Raw genomic sequence first — 16,067 nt, 5'->3', positions numbered from 1 at the left:
TCCCTAAAATGCCGATCACCTGCGGTTACACGATGCGTGTTTGTGTGAAGACACCGGGGTAGAAATATGTGTAATGACAGCGTATTAGCTAGATTCTAAGGAATTCAGCGTTATTGTTGGTAAGGGTGCGGACGTTCGGGTGGTTGGGAACCGGATAGCCGCATGTATCACGCGAATCGCTGAGCGCCGATTGACAATACCGCAGGCGGCCATCAGTGTTTTCCGCAGGGGGACAGAAGTAAATATGCAGTTCATCGATCTTGCTGCGCAAAGAGCGCGCATTGGCGGTCGCCTTGAGCAGGCCGTTTCCAAGGTTCTGGGCGAAGGCCGTTATATTCTCGGCCCGGAAGTTTCCGAATTCGAAGCCAGAATCGCGGAATATGTCGGGGTCAAGCACGCCATCGGCTGCGCCAACGGAACGGACGCATTACTTCTTCCGCTTATGGCCCGTGAAATCGGTCCTGGCGATGCCGTATTCGTTCCCTCTTTCACCTTTGCCGCCACCGCCGAGGTTGTCGCCCTGACCGGCGCCACACCCGTCTTCGTGGAAATCGCCCACGAAACCTACAATCTGAACCCGTCCTGCCTTGAAGATGCCATCCAGGATGTAAAGGCCAGGGGCATGCTCAATCCCAAGGCGGTCATTCCGGTCGACCTGTTCGGCACGCCGGCCGATTATCCTGCGATCGAAGCCATCTGCAGGAAACACGACATCATGGTTCTTGAAGATGCCGCCCAGAGCATTGGCGGCACAACCGCCGCAGGCGCCTGCGGATCGTTTGGCGATGTTGCCGCAACCAGCTTTTACCCGGCAAAACCGCTTGGATGCTACGGCGACGGCGGTGCCATGTTCACCAACGACGATGAGATGATGGAACGACTGCGCTCCTATGCCTTCCACGGCAAGGGAGAAAGCCAGTACGACAACGTTCATATCGGCATGAATTCGCGCCTCGATACGATCCAGGCGGCAATCCTGCTCGAAAAACTGGCCATCTTCGACGAGGAGCTGGAAGCCCGGCAGAAAATAGCCGGTTACTATTGCGACAATCTCAAGGACCATGTCCGCGTCCCGCACACGCCGCAGGGCATGCGCTCCGCATGGGCACAGTTCGCCATTGAGACCGTCGATCGGGACGGCCTGAAAGCCCATCTCGGCGAAAAAGGCATTCCGTCAGTGATATACTACGTCAAGCCGCTGCATCAGCAGCCCGCCTATGCTCACTATCCGAAGGGGCCGGGCGAATTGACGGTGACCGAGCAGTTGCCCAACTCCATTCTGTGCCTGCCGATGCACCCCTATCTTGAACGCTCGGATCAGGACCGGATCATCGAGACGATCGTCGAATTTACGTCGGCACGCCAAGCTGTGGCTGCCGAGTAACGACCCTTAAATGGACAGGAAACAGCCGGCCTTCAGGGCCGGTTTTTTTGTGCACATTTCGCTTCATCAAATGGCGATGCATCGGCTGGGCTGGCCGTGGACAGTTTATCTATGACCCTAAAGTCTAAGCCCACCGGTCTAAAACCGGGCATATTTCATCACCACATTTGCCAATGTAACCGACCGAACCGTCCGGGGGCGAACAAACACCCATACGGAGTACTCGGTAATGACAAAACTACCCTTCATGATTCCGGCAATGGCCGCCGCACTGGCATTTTCGCCCGCTGCGCTGGCTGCCAACAGCACTGCCATCGACGGAGCCTATCTGCTGCGACAGAGCGATGAGCGCCAAAGAGTACTGTCTATTGAGCAAGGCGGAACCGTCAGCCAGATCAGCGACCAGCAGAACACGGTCGGATTTACGTCCGGTCTCGGCACGTGGACCAAGACAGGGCCCGGCAGCGCAAGGGCAAGCATCGTTGACTTCAATCATCCCGAAAATGCTGCCGATGGACAGGGCGCTGCAATGATCGTTTACGACCTGACTTTTTCCAAACCGGTTGACGGCAAATACCAGAAGGTGACCGGTTATTTCACAGGTCAGGCCTACAATGCCGGCCAGAACCCTCAATCGCCAGATGAGCCCCACGTCAGGAGCTTCGGAACACGATTTGAGGGAACACGGATCCTCGCCGAATAAACATCCAGTCAAACAGCCAACAAGGAGGTTTTCATGCTCCGCAATACACTCATGTCATCCGCACTGGCCGTCGCCCTGCTGGGTGCCGGCCCTGCCCTCGCCGCCGACAGTACAACCTTTGAAGGATCCTATCTTCTTGTCCAGGACAACGCCCACAAGCGCGTGCTGTCCTTCGCCCCGGGCGGCAATGTCTCGCAGGTGAGTGACCAGGAAGCGTCGATCGGCTTTACAGCCGGACTCGGCACATGGACGCCGACCGGCCCGGACACCGTCAGGGCGGTAGTGATCAACTTCAACCACGATATCAAGGAGACGGACGGCGGTGATGGCGCCACGCGCGTTGTCTACGATCTGACGTTTTCGGATCTGCAGGACGGCAAGTACCGCAGCCTTGCCGGCTCCTATGCGGGCGAGTCATTTGACGAGGGGCAAAACCCCGTCGCCGCGACGCAGCAGCCTGTCCACACATTTGCAGCCGACTTTATCGGCCAGCGCATCGGCGCCGGGTCCGGCCAGCCGGCCTGATTAGGCCGGGTGAACGGCTGGCTGCGATGTCTCCTGCGCAAGCAATGTCTGCAGCAGCCGTTCAGTCTCGTCGGTGCGTTCGGTGCGGTCGATAAACCCGCCGCCAAAAACGCGGGCATTATCGCCATCGCTTGCATAAAGAACACAGGCCTGGCCGGGCGCGATACCCGCCTCGCCTTCAGTCAGTTCGACCATCAGTGTATCGTCCTTCCACCAGGCCGTGGCCGGCCGCGGTGGGCGCGTCGAACGCACCTTGGCAAAACACGCAAAGCCGCTTGCCGGAAGGCCCGACACCGGCCCGTCCCCGAGCCAGTTGATATCGCGCAAATGCAGCCTGTGTGTCTCCAGCGCTTCGCGCGGCCCGACGACAACGCGCGCCGAGCCCGCATCGAGATGCACAACATAAAGCGGCTCGCCGATGGCAACGCCGATACCGCGGCGCTGGCCGATCGTATAATGCATGATGCCGTCATGCCGGCCGAGGACCCGGCCGTCTATATGCACGATCTCGCCCTTGAGCGCGGCTTCCGGCTTCAGCTTGGAGATAACATCGCTGTACTTGCCCTGTGGCACAAAGCAGATGTCCTGGCTTTCCGCCTTGTCGGCAACATTCAGACCCATTTCCATTGCTAGCGACCTGGTTTCGGCCTTCGACAGGTTGCCGAGCGGAAACCGCAGATAATCGATCTGCTCCTGTGTCGTCGCGAACAGAAAATAGCTCTGGTCCTTGTCCGAATCGATCGGCCGGAAGAGCGCGCGGTGCGCGCCGTTGGTGCGCGAGCGTATATAGTGCCCGGTTGCCAGGGCATCGGCGCCGAGTTCACGCGCCGTCTTCAAAAGATCCGCAAACTTGACGGTCTGATTGCAGGCAACGCAGGGAATTGGCGTTTCGCCGGCCACATAGCTTTCGGCGAACGGATTGATAACCGCTTCGCGAAAACGCTGCTCGTAATCGAGCACGTAATGCGGAATGCCCAGTGTCTCGGATACGCGCCGCGCATCATCGATGTCTTGCCCGGCGCAGCACGAGCCGGCCCTGTGCACAGCCGCTCCATGGTCATAGAGCTGCAGCGTCACGCCGACGACATCGTAGCCTTCGCGCTTGAGCAGACCCGCCACTACGGACGAATCCACGCCGCCCGACATGGCGACGACAACCCGCGTGTCCTCAGGTCTCTTGTTTATATCTAGTGTGTTCAAGGTCTCGGTTTCCGCGTTCAAAGGCGTTAAAGGCGCCAATCAAGCTTCTGCCCTGATATATGCAATTGCCCTTGCAACGGCAAGTTCCGCGGTCATCACAGTTGATGATTCGGTGCAAATGCCCTGTCCGCACCGGTCCACGAACCTACTAGTTCAACGTTATACAAAGTTGTGCCGGTTTGTTTAGACAATCTTTAAACCTCAATTGGTATGGTGTGGGGAGTTAGGTCTTTGAGTGTGTATAGAGAGTCCAATGACCGAAATGGTACGACCGAGAATAAAATATGTGATTGGCCCGGACGGCAGTCCGCTGACAATTGCCGATCTTCCTCCAAGCAGCACGCGACGGTGGGTAATCCGTCGCAAGGCGGAAGTCGTTGCAGCTGTCAGAGGCGGACTGCTAAGTCTTGAAGAGGCCTGTGAGCGTTATACGCTGACTGTTGAGGAGTTTCTCTCCTGGCAGGCTTCGATTGACGCACATGGTCTTGCCGGCCTGCGCACCACCCGTATCCAGCAGTACCGTCACTAGGTGCCTGACTGCTGTAGCCGGCGCTTGCCAAATCCGCGCTGCCACTTCTCCAAATCCAGTTTCGATCACGGCCCGATACTTTGAGGGCCGTTTTTATTGCGCGACCGTCGATCCACGCAACTGCAACAGGTAGTGCGTTACGGTTACTGTCAGCGCAGATGCGGCATAAAACCACAGCCCCGGCTGGGTAAACGCGTTGGCAACCCCGCTGGATTTTGCCGCAACAATGACCAGCGCGACCAAAAGCACATCCATCATCGACCATTTCGAGAGCAGCGGAATAAAGCTGCTCAACAGCCCCTTTCCAGTCGCCTCTCCGTTCCGTTTGGCCGCCGCCTCGTAAAACACCACCAGCAGCTTGGCCACCGGAAAAACGGCTGAAAACAGTGCCACCAATACGGCCAGCAGCAAACTGCCGTCACGCCACAAGGTCGCAATGATGCCGATCAGCGAAGGGGTCTCTTCGAAAAAATACAGCTTTTCAAAGCGAACCAGCGGCAAGGTCAGGCCGAGTGCCAGGCAAAACGGTCCGGCAAACAGCAACGGCGGCAAAATGAAATGGTAAGGCAATGACACCCCGGCTTTGAATGCTCGCATGCTGTCAATCGGTTTCAGCGCGGTCGCATAGCACACAAGCAGAAGCGTCCGCTGCCGGGATCAACCGGCCGGACACACAAAAGCACATCCCGGCCGCTCAGGCTAGCCGGTCTTTCTATCTGATGGTCAGGAGGGGCCGATGGATTATCCGGCCTTGGAACTGCGGGTGCCGGCGTCACGGCTTTCGAGCGCCGCGGCCTTTTCCAACTCCGCTTCCGCCTCTTCGACTGCAAGTTCGGCAGCATCCTGCTGAACACGCAATTCGCGGATCGATCCCTGCAGATTGTCGGCACGCTGGCGCGCCGCCTTTGCAAAGGTCGGATAGGCAAAATGTGTCGGATCCGAGATCCCGGCCTTCTTTTCCTCCGCCGCGATCTGATACTCCAGTTCGGCGGCCATGCGCTCGAACTCGGACATCATCAGCTGAATCTGATTCAGTTGGCGGCGTTTGTCGTTGACCTGAAATTCCTTCAGACGAACAAGGCTCTCACTAGACTTCATACGCATTACTCCCGTGACGCGAGATCCCGGCAAACCAGTTTCTCATCCGTCTTTCCGGCAACCCCGATCAACGTTCCCAAAAGCCCGGGAAACTGCCCATTCGGTGAATTTGGTAACCTTTCGTTTACGGACATCGTTAATCATAGGGCCAATCGCTTAAAACCGAGTAAATGAAAGTCGCCTGATTCAACATTTCTTTCGCGAATCCAGCGAGTCGGTTGTAAGGATTTCTTAATGTTCTGGATTAACTAATGATTTTTTAATTCACATTAAGATTCAATGAATTAGGTCTATCTACTGAAAAGACAATTAAGGGTTGCCATACCGAATTAGAATTTGTTAACCATTTGATGGCAGGTTTTTGGCAGGCAACGACTCGATCCGGTGGGTGCAGAAGGCCGTTGCATCCTTCTGCGGCGGAAAAGGGGAAATTCATGCGGGTATTATTGATCGAGGACGATAGCGCTACGGCGCAGAGCATAGAGTTGATGCTCAAGTCTGAAAGCTTCAACGTATACACCACCGACCTCGGTGAAGAGGGTGTGGACCTGGGAAAGCTGTATGATTACGACATCATATTGCTGGACCTGAACCTTCCGGATATGTCCGGATATGAGGTTCTGCGCACCTTGCGTCTTTCCAAAGTAAAGACACCAATCCTTATTCTCTCGGGCATGGCGGGTATTGAAGACAAGGTCAGGGGCCTGGGTTTCGGTGCCGACGACTACATGACCAAACCCTTCCACAAAGACGAGCTGATTGCCCGCATTCACGCTATCGTGCGTCGCTCCAAGGGACATGCCCAATCGGTCATCACCACCGGAGACCTGCTGGTCAACCTGGATGCCAAAACCGTGGAAGTTAGCGGTCAGCGCGTCCATCTGACAGGCAAGGAATACCAGATGCTGGAGCTGCTTTCCCTGCGTAAGGGCACTACTCTTACCAAGGAAATGTTCCTCAACCACCTTTATGGCGGAATGGACGAGCCCGAGTTGAAAATCATCGACGTATTCATCTGCAAGCTTCGCAAAAAACTGGCGACAGCCGCCGGTGGCCGCAATTACATCGAAACGGTGTGGGGCCGCGGTTATGTTCTGCGCGAACCGGAAGACAGCGAAATTCTCGAAAGCGCCTGATCCGCTTCGAAACAATTCAGCACAGTTTCCCAGCCCGCCCGAAGCAACATGCTTCCGGCGGGTTTTCCTTGTCTGCATTGCTAAGAAGGACAAATAAATACACTACACCCTACTGCTGGCTCCACGCTGAAAACCGGATCCGAGCCGGGTGCAATCACAGCAAATCGGGCAATGTGTTGTAATGTGAAGGGATTTAACGGCCGGGAGCGATGTGGAAACCATCGTTCCCGTTATGCAATAACGGAACGGCCGCACAGTTGCGGCTCACCTGAAAAGGGCTTGATTCAGCGCATGTTAGCGAAACCGGCCGAGTATCGCCTCGCCATGCGGCAAGGCGGATCTGGCACAGTCAACGCGTGCCCGATGCGATCAGGCCGCTGTCTTGGACGGGTTCGAAAACACTTTCGTCAAAATATCCCTGTCGAAAGGCTTCAGCAGAAAATCGTCAGCACCGGCACGTTTGCCCTGCATCATGTGCTTCAGCTTGCCCTCGACCAGACAGTAGTAGATTTTGACGTCGTCGCCGCCCGGAATCTTACGGATATCTGCAATAAGATCCGTAGCGCCCGGCAGGCTGGCATCAACGATCATGATCGCCGGAAGCCGGCCTTTGCAGATCGCCATCGCCGCTTCCGCGTCATCAGCCTCCGAAACCAGATAGCCAAGATCGGACAGAATCCGCTTCGCTACCTTGCGAATGATTACCGATTTATCGACCAAAATAAGCCGCTGCATCGTCGTAACTCCCCATAACAGTCCCGTTCCGATAAAATCACCGAAATTCGGCTGCGATTACACCGGAGTGGGCGTTTGGCATGTGCCCCGTCATGAAGGAATGATAGGTCGCAGAGCGTAAGATTTGGTTAGCAGATACGCTTAATTTCTGATTAAGGCACTATCATAAGTTGAAAATGATCTTTTCCTGGTCAGATCGCCGTGAAAGTGACCTCATCGGCGCCCGCCGTCGAACTGATCGTCATGCCCGCCTCATCGGCCAGCAGAACGGTGTAATAGGGTTGAACCGAATGTGCATCCACCGCTTCGCTGCTTTCTCCGCTGTAAATCTCCAGGAATTTCGGCGGTACGCGGACCATCTTGCCTCGTGCGGTCAGAGTGAATTTCGGTTCCGTCTCCAGGTTTTCCAGAACGATGTCTATGTTTCCGCCCCGAGGGATCGATCCGTAGGCGATCAGGAAAAGATTAAGAAGCAGTTTGACCTTGTTTTTGGCGATTATGGCGCGCGGGCCCTGCCAGGCGATTTCAGTTTTATTGTCTGCGCTGGCAAAATCCTGAACGGCCTTTTCCGCTTCGCCGGTATCAAGCGACGCACCTACCGACCCCGATGCACCGAATGCAAGCCGGGCGAATTTCAGACGGACCGATGCATTGTGTGCACTGGCCCTTATCAGATCCATGGCGTCTTCGTCCGCGCCCCCCTCATCCAGCAATTCCAGCCCGTTATTGATGGCTCCGACCGGAGAAATAACGTCGTGACATACCCGGCTGCAAAGTAGCGCCGCCAGGTCAGGCCCAGAAAGCGTCAGATTGGGGTTTGCAGCCATGTTTCACTCCTTTTGCATCATGCAAGGCCTTGGGCCCGAAATTCGGATCGTTGCTACATCATTAATCCAATATGCGCCACAAAGACACCACATTTGGTAAACCGACTGTTAACGTCCTGCCCTGATTATAGCGATTCTGTATGAGCATCGCGATAATGCTGATCATGCCAACACGGAGTTACGAGATGAACCGCTCGCAAAGCGTTTTCACGGCGGCGATCAAGTCGGTCCTGGCTATGGCCCTGCTGATCGCGGCCGGCCATTCCCAGGCGTCTGCACAGCAGTCTCAGCCGGCCGGTCCGGAACACTACACCATGCAGGAGATGATCGACGAGGGGCACCAGTATTTCGGTCAGGCAACGGATGGTCTCGCCAGGGTTGTGGAGCAGGCCTTCGAACGTTATGGCCTGCCCAACGGCTACGTTCTGGGCGAGGAAGCTTCCGGTGCGTTCGTCGGCGGCCTGACCTATGGCGAAGGCCAGCTTTATACGAAAAATGCCGGCGAGCATCCGGTTTTCTGGCAGGGACCGTCACTCGGCTTTGACTATGGTGGTCAGGGAAGCCGCGTCATGATGCTGGTCTACGACCTTCAGAGCACCCGGGAAATCTATGGCCGGTTTGCGGGCGTCAGCGGACAGGCCTATGCCGTTGCCGGCGCAGGAATGACTGTGCTCCAGGGCGGCAATGTGGTTGTCGTACCCATCCGCACCGGCATAGGCGCGCGGATCGGTGTCAATATCGGGTATCTAAAAATGACGCCCCGACCCACGTGGAACCCGTTCTGATCCTTGTTCTGCAAGGATAATTGTCAAAAATTGTGTCCCGGCGATGAACCAAGTGTGACCGCAGCAAGTGGCCACATACTCTTTACCCTTTGTTGTTACCATGCTTAATGCAGGACTGGGATTTGCCTGTTATCAGGTTGGGGACTTGCCTGCTACAATGAGCGCAATGGAATTCGCGGACGCATAGGGTGATTGAGTTTCTTCTCATATTCGCTTTGGGGTTTCTGGCGGCGGCCATATTAGCCATGCTGGTTACGCCGGCGATATATGGCAGGATCGTCAAACTGACCGAAAAGCGCATTGAGGCCACGGTGCCGCTGAGTCATGCCGAAATCAAAGGCAAGGCGGATCTGATGCGCGCCGGCTTTGCAAGCGAAACAGCCAAACTGACGTCGCAGCTCAAGAGTGAGCGCGAGCAGGCCGCCGAGAGCAACATCAAGGCCGACAAGCTGCAATCCGACATTGCAGAGCTTTCCGGTGAAAAGAAGCTCGCGGATCAGCAGATCGAGGAACTGGTAAACCAGGCCGGTGATCTGAGATCCGAAGGCCGAAAAAAGCAGCAGCTGATAGAAAAACTGTCCGACACCGTGCGTCAATACGAGCGGATCAAGACGCATGACAACACCGAACTGGCGCGCCTGCACAACGATCTGATGACGATCTCCACCGAGGTCGAAAGCATGAGGATCGATCTGGCCGCCAACAGCGCCGAAGCGGAAAGCCTGAGGGCGCAGCTCGATTCGGTCAATATGCAGCGGGATCAGCTCCTGAACGACATAGAAACGGTGGCTGAAGCAGCGCAGTCGATGGAACAGAACCTGCACAAGGAGCAGGAAAGCCACAACCAGGCCCGCATCGAGCTTGCGACCGTGCAGTCAACACTTGCCGATCGTGAAGCGCTTCTTGAACAGACATTCGATCAGATCGAGCAGCAAAAGGCCCAACTGGACACCGAAATCAAATCGCATCTTCAGGAACGCGACAAGCTGCTCGGTGACATCGAAGCGGCAGCCGCAACGGCCCGGGATCTTGAAAAGAGCCTTCAACAGGAACAGCAGGAACATGACGCGACCCGCACCGAACTTGCGGCAGTCCAGTCTTCACTGGCAGATCGCGAAACACAGCTGGTACAGGCCCGCGACGAAATGGAAGAGCAGCGGCGTCAGCTCGGTATCGAAATCGAGTCACTGAACCTTGAGCGCAAACGCCTTGAGCGCGAAATAGAGGTCGCAGCCCAAAACACCCGCTCACTCGAACAGGACATGCAGCAGGAACAAAAGGACCACCAGGCCACGCGCATCGAGCTGACGGCAAGGCAGTCGCTGCTTGAAGATCGGATCAAGCAGATCGCCCAGGCCAATGAGCAAATCGAGGAGCACCGCCAGCAGCTTCGCGAAGCAAACGAGGCAAACCGCGTAAGCCTGCAGGAGCTGAGAAAAGCCCAGCGCTATGGAGAAGCCCTTGCCGGCCGCGTCGAAAACACCAAGGCGGCTCTGGAAAAGAGCCGAACCGCTGAACGCGCAAGCCGCGAAAAGCTCAGCGAGCTCAAGGCGGAAAGCAAGCAGTTGCACAAGGAAATCAAGACCGCAACAACGCTGGCCAGCACACTTGAACAGCACCTGAACCAGGAACGCGAGCAGTCCACGAACTTCAAATCCGCGCTCAAGGCTAAGGAACAGGAACTGGCAGCAAGAGGCCGTCAACTGGAAGATGCGCTCGGCGAAGTCTCCGCGCATGAGAACGCGCTGCACAGGGCCAAGGCTGAAAAGGACAAGGTTCGAAGCTCCGCCGAAAAGCGCGGCACCGAACTTGAAGACCAGATTGACACATTGAAAACCGAACTCCAACAGAGCCACGCGACATCGGTACAGTTCAAAGAGCAGCTGAAAAAGATGCGCAACGAAATCAGCAAATTGCACCGCAACGATTCTGCAAGGCACAGCAACGGCGCCGAACAGCAGGTTCCTCAGCAGGCCGACCCGGCCAAAAGAGACCTGAACGGCGCAGTCAGGGGACGAATGGAAGATCTTCGCCAGCGCCACACAGCACTTGTCGACAAGCTGAAAAACACAAGCGATTCAAGCGCCGATCCCGGCATGCGGGAAGAGATCGCCGCCATAGCGGCCGCCGTCGTCGGCCTGTCGGGCCAGCGTGAGGGAAAATCGTCTCCCATTCACAAGATCATTTCAGATGCCGGCGCTAAGCGGCAAACCGCTTCCGAACGCCTTAGCCTCGCAAGTCGCGCCAAGTCGGAGCTTGAGAGCTAATCCACTCGCCCCTGTGCGCTTGCTGCGCAAAACAGGGCTATACCGGCTGCCGTCGCGACATTGAGGCTGTCGAGGTCACCAGCCTGCGGAATACGCACCGTATTGAGCTTTTCCAACAGCGGTTTGGGAAGCCCCTCACCTTCCGTTCCGACCAGCAACGCCGTACGCCGCGCGGGCTGAACCTGCTGTATCGGCACGCGACCTTCGGGTGACAGCGCCAGAATGTCAAAACCCGCCCCGTCAAGCACGCGAACGATCTCCTCGATATTGCCTTCACGGGCATAGGGAACGGTGAGTGCCGTACCGACCGATACACGGATGGATTTGCGGTAGAGCGGATCACAGCACTGTGCGTCGAGGCACACGAGGTCGACCGAGAATGCCGCCGCATTGCGCAACAGGCCGCCCAGATTGTCGTGATTGGAAATCGCATTGCATACGAGCACAAGCGCATCCTCCCCAAGACCGTCGACGGCTTCATGCAGGCCAGGCGGTTTGTGGGCCCTGCCAACGGCCAGCACGCCGCGATGCATCGGAAATCCGGCAACGGCATCGATCACCCCGCGGCTGCAAACCATGATCGGTACGTCGGTTCCGAATTCCTCCAGGAGATCGGCAACGCCATCAACGCGGTTTTCCAGCAGCAGAATTTTTTCGGCCTCGAATGTACTTGAACGCGCCAGCATGCGAAGCACCACGGTCCCCTCGGCAATAAACCGCCCCTCGCGCCCGACGAGATCGCGCTCCCGGATTTTGCGGAAATCCGCAATGCGGTCATCGTCCGCATCCGAAATTTGGATCAGGCGGTCAGGCGAAATCGTCATTTCAAATCGATTTCCGCAATGATGTTGCCGGTTGAATAATCCAGAACGATCGCTCTGCTGGAACCATCAGCCAAGCGCCCGTAAAACAGCACCCGTGAGCCGTCGAGAGCCACAGTCTCAACCGTGAAGCCGGCTGGCAGCGTGGCCGCCATCTGCAGCGGCGCGCCGGACGGCACTGAAAATGTATCAGCCATTGCTGCCGGTTGCTCTTCACCGGGTTCGACGACCTTGTAGACAACACTCGCAAGGACCGCCATAACACCCAAAATCATAATGCCGATGGAAACGACCAGAAGCCGAACCATCTTGCGCCGCACCTTCTCCATTTCAGGATCGAGCGGTTTTTCCTCTTCCTGGTCCAGTTCCACCTTAGACATTATGACCCCTATTTCGAGCGGATTGCAGTTTCATGACTGAACCCTTTACCCAAGCAGCGGGCGAGAAGAAAGTGCTCACTGCAGATGACGATGCTTCAGGCCGCCTCGATGCGTGGATTGCGGCCGCATTGAGCGGTCAGATTTCGCGCAACCGCATCCAGTCGCTGATCAGGGATGGTGTGGTAAATGTGAACGGCAGTCCGGTTCACGAGGCAAAGCACAAAATTGCGCCGGGTGACCGGGTTGAGATCACTGTGCCCGAAGCGGAGGAAGCAGAGCCGCAGGCAGAGGACATTCCGCTCGACTTTCTATTTGAGGATGACGATCTCATTGTCATAGCAAAGCCCGCGGGGCTCGTCGTGCATCCGGGTGCCGGAAACTGGTCCGGAACCCTGGTGAATGCGCTGCTCTATCATTGCGGCTCGACATTATCCGGTATCGGCGGCGTCAAGCGCCCAGGCATCGTGCACCGTCTCGACAAGAACACCAGCGGTGTGATGGTCGTGGCAAAAAATGACTTTGCCCATCGCCATCTGTCCGACCAGTTTGCGGATCATGGCCGCACGGGGCCACTGCAACGCGCCTATCTTGCACTTGTATGGGGGCGCCCGGCGCAGCTGAAGGGCACAATCGACGCCCCGCTTGGCCGCGCCGGCGCCGACCGCACCAAAAGAGCGGTTCGAACCGGCGATACCGCCGATACCCGTCACGCAGTCACCCATTTTCAGGTGCGCGAGCGATACGGTGAAACAGATGGGTCCGGTGCCCTGGCATCGCTGGTCGAATGCCGGCTTGAAACCGGGCGCACCCACCAGATCCGCGTCCACATGGAACATATCGGCCATCCGCTGATCGGCGACCCGGAATATAGCTCTGCGTTCAAAACCAAGGTCAATATCCTGCCCGAACCGGCCGGCACCGCCGTGAAACAACTTCACCGGCAGGCACTGCATGCCTATCTACTGCAGATTGAACATCCTCGGGATGGCCGCACATTGCGTTTCGAGGCGCCGATTCCGGAGGATATGAGCAAAATTATTACCGCTTTTTCAACGCTTTAACGCCTATAGTCCGCAGGCGCTCCTCCACGGGCGCTGAAATTTCCGATTTTGCCGGAAAACCGCCTGAAAACAGGCGCATAAATCGATTTATGCGGTACTGGCTTGATATCGCCATTATTCGTGACTATTTGAGACTAGTATATGCCTGGAAGACAAGGGGCATAGCGGGCTTGCCTCCAAGAGGGAGCCTCAAACAAATTGAAAGGGGGGTGCTGTCATGGCCCGAAACACCTTACCGACTGTAACCGCCGGAGAAGGCGGTCTTAACCGATATCTCGAAGAAATTCGCCGTTTTCCCATGCTGGAGCCTCAGCAGGAATACATGCTGGCGAAACGCTATCACGAACATGAAGACACGGGCGCAGCCCACAAGCTGGTCACGAGTCACCTTCGCCTCGTCGCAAAAATCGCGATGGGTTACCGCGGCTACGGCCTGCCCATTGGCGAAGTCATTTCAGAAGGCAATGTCGGCCTCATGCAGGCCGTGAAGAAATTCGACCCGGAAAGAGGATTCCGCCTGGCAACCTACGCCATGTGGTGGATCAAGGCCTCCATCCAGGAATATATCCTGCGCTCATGGTCACTCGTTAAAATGGGCACAACCGCCAACCAGAAGCGCCTGTTCTTCAACCTGCGCAAGCTCAAAGGCAAGATCCAGGCGCTCGAAGAAGGCGATCTGAGGCCTGACCAGGTATCGGAAATCGCCACCAAGCTGAATGTCAGCGAGGAAGAGGTTGTCTCGATGAACCGCCGCCTTTCGGGCGATGCGTCGCTGAATGCCCCGATAAAGGCAGCCGAAGGCGAGTCCGGCCAGTGGCAGGATTGGCTCGTCGACGACAGCGACGATCAGGAAACATTGCTGATTCAGCAGGATGAGCTTGAAAACAGGCGCGCAATGCTAGCCTCTGCAATGGATGTCCTCAACGACCGGGAAAAGCGGATTTTCGAAGCACGCAGGCTATCGGAAAACCCGCTGACACTTGAAGAACTGTCCGGCGAGTTTGACATCAGCCGCGAGCGAGTGCGCCAGATCGAAGTGCGCGCATTCGAAAAGGTCCAGAATGCCGTTCGCAAGGCGGCGCTCGAACGCGCCAGTGCCCTGCAGACGGTTTCCCAGTAATATCCTTGCCATGATCCCGGAATAACGGCCGGCGGCCGCTAGATTACTGTGTGCTGCTGGCCGTACGGGCCTCCCAGGCCCTGATCACCTGATCGAACACCTCCGCACCTGACGAACCCTTTTCCATGGTCAGAAGCGCGCGTCTGCCGTTTCCGTAAGCAATCGGCAGATCGATCCAGTTTCGTTCCCGCAGCAGCTTTAGATTAAGCTGAACGGCTTCCACATAGTCGTTGAGCGCGATCATGAAGAAGCTGTCGGTTATCTTTGCCGGCACCGCGATCAGCGAATCTCCGGTATCCTGTTCGGTCTGCTTCATGGCGAAATTCTGAATGGCTCCGATGCCATTGCCTTCGAATCCCTCCGTCAGAGCAAACACAATCTCGATGAGGTGGCTGGCCGGCAGCGACTGGTCGGCGTTGCGCTTGATCGTCATGATCGCGCTGATACCCTTTTGCGGCACGTTGATTTGCGCCTCGATTGCCGGCTCCGGCGGCAGATTGTCACCTGGCGATTCGCGCACGATACTCCACACGACCGTACCCTGCTCCGCCGTTGGGGCCTGCTGTCCAAGGCGTTCCTCATAGAGGAACATTTTCTGGCCGACGACCGGCGCGCTCGCCTGACCGGCTGTGGCTGCGGCGCCTTCATTGCCGGACGGCGCTTGACTGGATGTCGCGGTTTGGGGTTGCGACAGGTCGAGTGCGGCAACGGATTTACCCTCGGTATCGCCGGCAGGCGCCGCACTGCCACCGGGTCCTTCATCAACTTCCGATCCGTCCTGAAGCAGCCGCTGAGTGAATTTCTGCGGCCCTTCGGAAACATTCCCGCCAGATCCGGATTCGGAGTTGCTTCCGGCCGTCCGGCTGGAGGTCGCAGCCTCCTGTCCGCCGCTTTCGGTCGATGGTTGGCCGGTAGAAACGGCGCCCGCAGTTTCGGTTGTATCGGAGGGGCCAAACACAAGTGCCGTTATGCTGCCGCCGAATGTCCAAATGCCAATTCCCAGAACCAGAATCACCACAAGAGCGGCGGCGGCACCGATCAGCGGACCGGCGGGTCTGCTTTTGCGCGGCATCAGATAGTCGGAGACCTCGGCCTCGCGCATTCGCGGTGCATCGGGTTTTACGGCATCATCGACGCCGATTTCGTCATAGGATTCATCGTCCCCGTGTTCGTCCATTTCCGGTCCGCGGACCGGCCCGGGTGCCGGCGCTCGCCGTTTAGCGGCCGGAGCAACATCGACTTCCTCTTCTTCACCGATGTCGTCCTCGTCGATTTGCCCCTCCGAAAGGATATCGGCAAAGGCATCCTCGTCGATGTCGGGCAGGGCTTCGGTGTTGCGGTCCTCAATCTCCTGTATGGCTTCCTCGAGCTTGGCCAGTTGCTTGTGCCGCACTGCCTCGGATACGGGAGGTTCGATATTTTCCAGTTGACGGCGAATTGCTCCACGAGCCTTGTCGTAGACTTTTTCACGCATCTCAGGCGTATTTTCACTCAAC

17 protein-coding genes are annotated in these 16,067 nt (G+C 56.9%); 9 read left to right on the top strand and 8 right to left on the bottom strand.

Annotation, left to right across the window (positions count from 1 at the left end; genetic code table 11):
• The first annotated feature begins 244 nt into the window (after window positions 1-244).
• From ABVT35_RS18310 to ABVT35_RS18300, 3 genes are all read left to right on the top strand, one after another.
• Window positions 245-1,384: a DegT/DnrJ/EryC1/StrS family aminotransferase gene (locus ABVT35_RS18310; protein WP_368468273.1), complete on the top strand. Its 1,140-nt coding sequence runs from the start codon at window positions 245-247 to the stop codon at window positions 1,382-1,384.
• A 229-nt stretch (window positions 1,385-1,613) separates the two neighbouring features.
• Window positions 1,614-2,087, top strand: a complete 474-nt coding sequence (locus tag ABVT35_RS18305; RefSeq protein WP_368468272.1) for a hypothetical protein — start codon at window positions 1,614-1,616, stop codon at window positions 2,085-2,087.
• Window positions 2,088-2,120: 33 nt separating this feature from the next.
• On the top strand, window positions 2,121-2,612 hold the full coding sequence (locus tag ABVT35_RS18300) for a hypothetical protein (protein ID WP_368468270.1): 492 nt from the start codon (window positions 2,121-2,123) through the stop codon (window positions 2,610-2,612).
• Here the strand turns inward: ABVT35_RS18300 and mnmA are convergent, their stop codons facing one another.
• A complete protein-coding gene (gene mnmA / locus ABVT35_RS18295; protein WP_368468269.1) occupies window positions 2,613-3,812 on the bottom strand; it encodes a tRNA 2-thiouridine(34) synthase MnmA in 1,200 nt (399 codons plus the stop codon).
• A 253-nt stretch (window positions 3,813-4,065) separates the two neighbouring features.
• On the opposite strand from mnmA, the gene ABVT35_RS18290 reads away from it, so the two are divergent.
• Entirely contained in the window at window positions 4,066-4,341 is a 276-nt protein-coding gene (locus ABVT35_RS18290) for a DUF1153 domain-containing protein (RefSeq protein ID WP_267988611.1), read from the top strand.
• A gap of 93 nt (window positions 4,342-4,434) precedes the next feature.
• Here the strand turns inward: ABVT35_RS18290 and ABVT35_RS18285 are convergent, their stop codons facing one another.
• Entirely contained in the window at window positions 4,435-4,938 is a 504-nt protein-coding gene (locus ABVT35_RS18285) for a paraquat-inducible protein A (RefSeq protein ID WP_368468267.1), read from the bottom strand.
• A gap of 144 nt (window positions 4,939-5,082) precedes the next feature.
• Complete coding sequence (locus ABVT35_RS18280; RefSeq protein ID WP_368468265.1) at window positions 5,083-5,439, bottom strand: flagellar export protein FliJ; 357 nt, start codon at window positions 5,437-5,439, stop codon at window positions 5,083-5,085.
• Between the two features lie 434 nt (window positions 5,440-5,873).
• On the opposite strand from ABVT35_RS18280, the gene ctrA reads away from it, so the two are divergent.
• Complete coding sequence (gene ctrA / locus ABVT35_RS18275; RefSeq protein WP_136660945.1) at window positions 5,874-6,575, top strand: response regulator transcription factor CtrA; 702 nt, start codon at window positions 5,874-5,876, stop codon at window positions 6,573-6,575.
• Between the two features lie 369 nt (window positions 6,576-6,944).
• On the opposite strand, the gene ABVT35_RS18270 is transcribed toward ctrA, so the two are convergent.
• A complete protein-coding gene (locus ABVT35_RS18270; RefSeq protein WP_368468264.1) occupies window positions 6,945-7,310 on the bottom strand; it encodes a PleD family two-component system response regulator in 366 nt (121 codons plus the stop codon).
• Between the two features lie 191 nt (window positions 7,311-7,501).
• Complete coding sequence (gene chpT, locus ABVT35_RS18265; RefSeq protein ID WP_368468263.1) at window positions 7,502-8,137, bottom strand: histidine phosphotransferase ChpT; 636 nt, start codon at window positions 8,135-8,137, stop codon at window positions 7,502-7,504.
• Between the two features lie 236 nt (window positions 8,138-8,373).
• Between chpT and ABVT35_RS18260 the strand changes: the two genes are divergently transcribed.
• Both ABVT35_RS18260 and ABVT35_RS18255 read left to right on the top strand, forming a co-directional pair.
• Window positions 8,374-8,922 (top strand): DUF1134 domain-containing protein, encoded by a 549-nt coding sequence (locus ABVT35_RS18260; protein WP_368468846.1) that lies wholly within the window; start codon window positions 8,374-8,376, stop codon window positions 8,920-8,922.
• A gap of 188 nt (window positions 8,923-9,110) precedes the next feature.
• Entirely contained in the window at window positions 9,111-11,189 is a 2,079-nt protein-coding gene (locus tag ABVT35_RS18255) for a hypothetical protein (RefSeq protein ID WP_368468261.1), read from the top strand.
• Here the strand turns inward: ABVT35_RS18255 and ABVT35_RS18250 are convergent.
• Both ABVT35_RS18250 and ABVT35_RS18245 read right to left on the bottom strand, forming a co-directional pair.
• On the bottom strand, window positions 11,186-12,013 hold the full coding sequence (locus tag ABVT35_RS18250; RefSeq protein ID WP_368468259.1) for a TrmH family RNA methyltransferase: 828 nt from the start codon (window positions 12,011-12,013) through the stop codon (window positions 11,186-11,188). The two genes, ABVT35_RS18255 and ABVT35_RS18250, sit on opposite strands and share 4 nt — an antisense overlap.
• On the bottom strand, window positions 12,010-12,390 hold the full coding sequence (locus ABVT35_RS18245) for a hypothetical protein (protein ID WP_368468257.1): 381 nt from the start codon (window positions 12,388-12,390) through the stop codon (window positions 12,010-12,012). Before ABVT35_RS18245 ends, ABVT35_RS18250 begins: the two co-directional genes overlap by 4 nt.
• A gap of 32 nt (window positions 12,391-12,422) precedes the next feature.
• Here ABVT35_RS18245 and ABVT35_RS18240 point away from each other — a divergent pair, with 32 nt between their 5' ends.
• Window positions 12,423-13,451: an RluA family pseudouridine synthase gene (locus ABVT35_RS18240; protein ID WP_368468256.1), complete on the top strand. Its 1,029-nt coding sequence runs from the start codon at window positions 12,423-12,425 to the stop codon at window positions 13,449-13,451.
• Between the two features lie 217 nt (window positions 13,452-13,668).
• Window positions 13,669-14,571, top strand: a complete 903-nt coding sequence (gene rpoH / locus ABVT35_RS18235) for an RNA polymerase sigma factor RpoH (RefSeq protein ID WP_368468255.1) — start codon at window positions 13,669-13,671, stop codon at window positions 14,569-14,571.
• 43 nt (window positions 14,572-14,614) lie between these two features.
• Here rpoH and ABVT35_RS18230 read toward each other — a convergent pair whose 3' ends face one another.
• Window positions 14,615-16,045 carry a hypothetical protein gene (locus tag ABVT35_RS18230; RefSeq protein WP_368468253.1) on the bottom strand — a complete coding sequence of 477 codons (1,431 nt, stop codon included), beginning with the start codon at window positions 16,043-16,045 and terminating at the stop codon, window positions 14,615-14,617.
• Window positions 16,046-16,067 lie beyond the last annotated feature (22 nt).

The sequence above is a fragment of the Hoeflea sp. TYP-13 genome, assembly GCF_040932035.1.
In the GTDB taxonomy this organism is placed as follows: domain Bacteria; phylum Pseudomonadota; class Alphaproteobacteria; order Rhizobiales; family Rhizobiaceae; genus Hoeflea_A.
Note: the sequence above shows the minus strand (reverse complement) of the source record. Positions and strands in the feature narration are given on the sequence as shown.

Coding starts and splice junctions, on each gene's coding strand:
- ABVT35_RS18310 (WP_368468273.1), top strand. CDS start 245: ATGCAGTTCATCGATCTTGCTGCGCAAAGAGCGCGCATTGGCGGTCGC.
- ABVT35_RS18305 (WP_368468272.1), top strand. CDS start 1,614: ATGACAAAACTACCCTTCATGATTCCGGCAATGGCCGCCGCACTGGCA.
- ABVT35_RS18300 (WP_368468270.1), top strand. CDS start 2,121: ATGCTCCGCAATACACTCATGTCATCCGCACTGGCCGTCGCCCTGCTG.
- ABVT35_RS18290 (WP_267988611.1), top strand. CDS start 4,066: ATGACCGAAATGGTACGACCGAGAATAAAATATGTGATTGGCCCGGAC.
- ABVT35_RS18285 (WP_368468267.1), bottom strand. CDS start 4,938: ATGCGAGCATTCAAAGCCGGGGTGTCATTGCCTTACCATTTCATTTTG.
- ABVT35_RS18280 (WP_368468265.1), bottom strand. CDS start 5,439: ATGAAGTCTAGTGAGAGCCTTGTTCGTCTGAAGGAATTTCAGGTCAAC.
- ctrA (WP_136660945.1), top strand. CDS start 5,874: ATGCGGGTATTATTGATCGAGGACGATAGCGCTACGGCGCAGAGCATA.
- ABVT35_RS18270 (WP_368468264.1), bottom strand. CDS start 7,310: ATGCAGCGGCTTATTTTGGTCGATAAATCGGTAATCATTCGCAAGGTA.
- chpT (WP_368468263.1), bottom strand. CDS start 8,137: ATGGCTGCAAACCCCAATCTGACGCTTTCTGGGCCTGACCTGGCGGCG.
- ABVT35_RS18260 (WP_368468846.1), top strand. CDS start 8,374: ATGGCCCTGCTGATCGCGGCCGGCCATTCCCAGGCGTCTGCACAGCAG.
- ABVT35_RS18250 (WP_368468259.1), bottom strand. CDS start 12,013: ATGACGATTTCGCCTGACCGCCTGATCCAAATTTCGGATGCGGACGAT.
- ABVT35_RS18245 (WP_368468257.1), bottom strand. CDS start 12,390: ATGTCTAAGGTGGAACTGGACCAGGAAGAGGAAAAACCGCTCGATCCT.
- ABVT35_RS18240 (WP_368468256.1), top strand. CDS start 12,423: ATGACTGAACCCTTTACCCAAGCAGCGGGCGAGAAGAAAGTGCTCACT.
- rpoH (WP_368468255.1), top strand. CDS start 13,669: ATGGCCCGAAACACCTTACCGACTGTAACCGCCGGAGAAGGCGGTCTT.
- ABVT35_RS18230 (WP_368468253.1), bottom strand. CDS start 16,045: ATGCGTGAAAAAGTCTACGACAAGGCTCGTGGAGCAATTCGCCGTCAA.